At 56.9% G+C, this 4,899-nt stretch carries 4 protein-coding genes and 2 pseudogenes; 2 read left to right on the top strand and 4 right to left on the bottom strand.

Translation table 11 applies throughout. The features are described 5' to 3' along the window. Both Q1V60_RS24855 and Q1V60_RS24850 read left to right on the top strand, forming a co-directional pair. A pseudogene (locus Q1V60_RS24855) lies at nucleotides 1-546 on the top strand (hypothetical protein); the annotation flags it as partial. A gap of 22 nt (nucleotides 547-568) precedes the next feature. After that, nucleotides 569-1,087: a site-specific integrase gene (locus Q1V60_RS24850; RefSeq protein ID WP_300635795.1), complete on the top strand. Its 519-nt coding sequence runs from the start codon at nucleotides 569-571 to the stop codon at nucleotides 1,085-1,087. Nucleotides 1,088-1,095: 8 nt separating this feature from the next. Here the strand turns inward: Q1V60_RS24850 and Q1V60_RS24845 are convergent, their stop codons facing one another. The 4 genes and pseudogenes from Q1V60_RS24845 to Q1V60_RS24830 form a co-directional block, all read right to left on the bottom strand. Further along, entirely contained in the window at nucleotides 1,096-1,347 is a 252-nt protein-coding gene (locus Q1V60_RS24845) for a hypothetical protein (protein WP_300635793.1), read from the bottom strand. 418 nt (nucleotides 1,348-1,765) lie between these two features. Continuing rightward, a pseudogene (locus tag Q1V60_RS24840) lies at nucleotides 1,766-2,122 on the bottom strand (hypothetical protein); the annotation flags it as partial. 245 nt (nucleotides 2,123-2,367) lie between these two features. Then, the gene (locus Q1V60_RS24835) at nucleotides 2,368-2,820 is read right to left on the bottom strand and encodes a hypothetical protein (protein ID WP_300635791.1); all 453 of its coding nucleotides are present in this window, start codon (nucleotides 2,818-2,820) and stop codon (nucleotides 2,368-2,370) included. Then, nucleotides 2,817-4,899 (bottom strand): RHS repeat-associated core domain-containing protein (locus tag Q1V60_RS24830; RefSeq protein WP_300635789.1); only part of this gene is annotated, 2,083 nt, incomplete at its 5' end. The genes Q1V60_RS24830 and Q1V60_RS24835, both read right to left, overlap by 4 nt.

The following is a 4,899-nucleotide window of genomic DNA, read 5'->3' as shown; positions in this document are numbered from 1 at the left end:
ATATTTAAAGGCCCCGAGCGCTTAACTGCCTCGGGGCTTTTTTGTATTTGGGGGAATCCTGGGGGAATGGCTTGTCTCGATTCCCCCAAGCCCCTTCAATATCCGCAAATGGCCTATTACGAGAAACGCGGTGACGCCTGGCGAGCCCAGATCCGTCGCAAAGGATACCCGACACTTTCTGCAACCTTCGACACCAAGGCAGAAGCCCAACGATGGGCGGCCGAGATTGAGGGCGATATGTCACGCTCGCGATTCGTCGACACGCGGGAAGCGGAGAGCACAACACTAACTGAAGCGCTGACGCGTTACGTTAATGAGGTCAGCGAGTCGAAGAAGGGGTCTGCCCAGGAGAAGGTGCGTGCCAAGAAGTGGCAGAAGTCGGCGTGGGGCGAAAATTCACTGGCCGCAATTCGCTCGAGCGATATGGCCGTGTACCGGGATGCCGAGCTGAAGGCCGGGAAGTCCACAGCTACTGTTCGCCTGAATCTTGCGCTGATCAGCTACCTAATACAGTCGCGTCCAAAGACTGGGGTATCCAGGGCCTGAAAACCCGTGCACCGCCATCCGCATGCCGAAGGGCAGTAAACAACGGGAGCGCCGGCGGACAACTGCCGAGCTGAAGGTGCTGCTCAAGCATGCAGGCGATTTCAATGCCGAGCTGCCGGTGATTATTGAGTTGGCAGTCGAGACGGCGATGCGCCGGTCTGAGCTGGTCATGCTGCGAAAGGATCAAGTTCGGGGGAGGGTAGCATTCCTCGAAGACACGAAGAATGGCGAGCGTCGATCTGTTCCACTGTCAAAGCGGGCGGTGGAGCTCTTAGATGGGTTGCCGACGCCGATTGACGGCGGCAGGTTCTTTCATTTGAAGCTCGACAGCGTTAGCAACTATTTCGCCCTGGCGCATATCGTGAAGGCGAAGATCAAAGACCTCCGCCTTCACGATATGCGCCGCGAGGCCACAAGCCGCTTGTTCGAGCGCGGCCTGTCTATGATGGAAATTGCGAGCATCACCGGTCACAAAACCCTGTCGATGTTGAAGCGATACACGCACCTTTGCCCAAACGACTTGGCAGAGAAACTGGGATAGCCCAAGCATCAGGCCACACCCCGCAAGGTCGGCGGCGGCAACCGCTTCCGTCCGACCTTCGGAGCCTTGTTCTCCCCGTCGCGGCACGCCCGCAAGAACTCCCGCACATCCTCTTTCAGCCAGCAATGCCTGATGCCCCTCTTGAAACCCTTGGGCGGCCACGGTACGCCCCGGCGAATTCCTTCCCTTACAGAAGCTTCAGTTCGGCCGAGCATCTTGCCCAGCCCATCCACAAACACAATCTCGGCTTCGTCGCTCATACCACCTCCACAGCCTTGAATTGCCCCGGCCGCCAAAGTCTGCTTGGCTCGCCACGGTGGAAGCTGACGTAGCTCCCTCGGGTTGATGTCGACTTGCTGACACGGTGCTAGCGGCCGGTGTTGTCTTGGATTCGGTGGGTGGTCATGGCGCTACCGCCGTGACAGAGGTATCGTCAACGCGCACATAGTCACGCCAAAGCCGCCAGCAAGTCTTCCAGGTGGACCTTGAGCCGTGTCCAGGCCAGTAAGGTCTCAGATACACGCTGTCTGCCTCCACAATATCGATTTGGTACATCGTTCCGCTTCTGATTTTCCGAACGATCATCCCGACTTTCGGTTTCTCGATTAGCTGGGTCACACCGTCCTCCCCGACTTCCGCGCCCAGCGCTCAGTCGTCACAGTGATAAAATTGCGGATGGCCGAAGGCATTGTAGGTGAAGCGTTCTGTAGAGCCGTCAGGGTGCTCGATGTGCAGAACTTCGCCGTTTGGCTTACGGGTTAGGGCGGTGGTCTGGTTCAGTGCATTCGTGATGGCAACCAGATGATAACGGTCGTCGTAGCGGTAGGAGGTGCTTTTACCTGAACAGTTCTGGAAACGTTCGACCTGGGCCAAGGCATTCCACCACAGGTACTTCGATTTGCCGGTGGCGTCCACAATCGTGTGCGGCAGGCCGTCGTTGCTATTGAGGTACTGGGTGGTATGTCCCAGTGCGTCCGTCTCGGTAAGCAAATTGCCTTGGCTGTCATACGTGACCCTCCACGTGCTGCCGTCCGGGTCGGTCTCGAAGTGTTCGTTGTTCAGGTGCTCACGGGTGCTGCGGCTGAGCAGGTCGCCGGTTTTCAGGTAGCGGTAGACGCTGGCACCGCGCTGGCGGTCGCTGCTGGCCAGTTCCCCGGCCTTGTCGTAGTGATACCGGCGCTGCAGGTAACTGCCGGGATCGTCGAACAGGTTGCTCGGCGTCCCGCGCAACGTAGATAAAATAACTACTGAGACGGCCGTGGTACGTGAGGCCTCGCTATTCAGGGTTTGATCTGTTCACAGCAAAGCAATCTTGAAAACTTTATGCTCGCTGCTATGATTTCGATATAAAATTTGTTGCTCTGTACTATGTAATGCACGTATTCGCTTTTATCGTACTTTTCCCAGCCTGGGAAGTCTTGGTTGCGTTCGGATTGCAGTTTTCTTAGCCAAGATGAGTTGGGTACAACCCAATAGCAAGATTTGTATTCGTCATCTGACATGTTGGGGTAATAAGAAAGATCTTTGTTTCTTTCGCATCGTATTCCCCACATTTGTGAGAAATCAAGAACTCCGCAGTGACTGGAATATTTGGCTTGATCATCCCATACTTGAAAAATTATTTTTGCATGGTCGCCATTTAGTGTTAGGTGCACGTCATCATTCGGAGCCTGCCAAACTGGAAGTTCAACTCCTTCGGCACGGTCAAGCTCGGCGTGGTGAGTGGTTTTCAATCCTCCTCTCCATCCTCGAAGTGAAAATGATCCATGGAAGCGCACGTAAAACTGCCAATAAATGATGATTCGCTATGTTTGGCTTCTGTTGGGCGGAAGAAGCTATTTTTAATTGCCCAGTCATAAACTCCTATGTCGACAGGGTATTTGGTTAGAATTCCTGTAAGTTTATTATGCTTTATCCAAGCTTTCGCATCTTCAAGTGAGGTGAATAATGCCGATGGAAAGCGAGCCATTGCACCATTAAATACCCATAGATCTTTCATTTTTCTCGGCCTCTTGTTAGCGATTTTGGAATCTGAACCAGCGTTGTATCTTGTCAACTGATTTTCTGATTGCTGATTTATTGGCGTCAATGGCAGCTTGCTGCTCAGAAGTTGGAGTGGGGCGCCTTTTATTGGTTTACCTGCTTGACCGATCTTTGTCTCTTTGCCACCTCCTTTGACGTGCAAGTGGGCGGGGCCATGATCCCCACTTCGGGTGTAGTGGACAATTTTAACATCTCCATGTTGTGCGATTAACTTTGGTGGCAGTGCCGGCTCGGTAAACTTGCCGTTTCCTTTGGTAGTCCCGCATGCATTTAATCCAAGCGGATCAACCCACCCCGTCGGATTCACCGCATACTGATACAGGTTCTCCCCACCCAACAACCCAATCGGATCCTGCGTGGTAAAGCGGCCTACCGCCGGATCGTAATAGCGAAACGTGTTGTAGTGAAGCCCGGTCTCTACATCGAAGTATTGCCCCTGAAAGCGCAGGTGCTGCTCCATGCTCTGCACCTCGAACCGTTCCACCTCGCCCCAGGCCTTGTAGCGGGCCTGCCAGACCAGATCGCCCTGGGCGCTCGTGACCTCCAGCGGTGTGCCGATCTGGTCGGTGTGGAAGTAGTAGAGGCTGGGTTTGCCGCCGTCTGTGCGATCCACCCGCGCCAGTGGTGCATAGCTGTCGGGTTCATAAATATACAGTTGCTGGCGGCCGCCGCAGGTCTCTTGCAGCAGGCGCAAGCCCTGCCAGAGGAACTGCGTGGTGGTGAGTGCCCCTTCGATCTCCACCTGTTTGTGCGTGCGCCTGCCCAGGGAATCGTACTGGTACCGGGCGTCATTCAGCAGCTTGCCATCACCGTAGCGCACGGCATGCACCAAACGGTTCTCGCTGTCGTATTCAAACAGCTGGCGCTGGTGGGCGCTGCGCCGCTCGATCACATTACCCCAGGCGTCGTAGCGGTAGTGGTATTGCTGCCAGTGCCGCAGGCGGTTGTCCTTGATATGCCCGAAACGGGTGCCGCGCTCGGGGTCGAGGCGGTTGCCGGCCGGGTCGGTCTCGAAGTGTTCGTTGTTCAGGTGCTCACGGGTGCTGCGGCTGAGCAGGTCGCCGGTTTTCAGGTAGCGGTAGACGCTGGCACCGCGCTGGCGGTCGCTGCTGCTGGCCAGTTCCCCGGCCTTGTCGTAGTGATACTGGCGCTGCAGGTAACTGCCGGGATCGTCGAACAGGTCGTGGGTGTCGCGTTGCGGTTGCAGCACCCGCGACAGGCGTTCGGCGCCCCGGCGCGACGCGAATTGCCAGTGCTTGCGCCCGCGCACGTCGTAACCAAAGCAACTGCTGAGGCGGCCCTGGCTGCGCAGTACTTCACGGTGCAGGTCGTCGCGTTCGATGTCGCTGATCAACTGGCCGTCGAGGTTGATCTGGTGCAGGTGCCCGCTGCCGTAATACAGGTGGTTGAGGGCGCGGCCATCCGGCAGGGTCAGGGTGCTGAGGTTGTCCAACGGGTCATAGTGGTAACCCAACGCACCTTGTGGCCCGGCTTCCTCGATCAGGCGGCCCAGCGGATCGTAGCTGAAGCGCAGGATTTCGGGCTGCACCCCCAGGCGTTTGCCCTGCAGGCTGGGCTGACGCGCGATGCTCAGCAGGCGATCGGCGTCATCGTAGTGATAGTCGTGCCGCGCCTCGGCGGTGATCTTGCTGAGCAGGCGGCCGGCCGCGTCGCGTTCGAAGTCGGTGCGACGCTGCGGGCGCTCGCCGCTGTCGTCGTGGCCGGTTTCGTCGACGCAGAGCAGATGGCCGCTGGTGTTGTAGGTGAAT

Source organism: Pseudomonas sp., assembly GCF_030147005.1.
Taxonomy (GTDB): Bacteria; Pseudomonadota; Gammaproteobacteria; order Pseudomonadales; family Pseudomonadaceae; genus Aquipseudomonas.
Note: the sequence above shows the minus strand (reverse complement) of the source record. Positions and strands in the feature narration are given on the sequence as shown.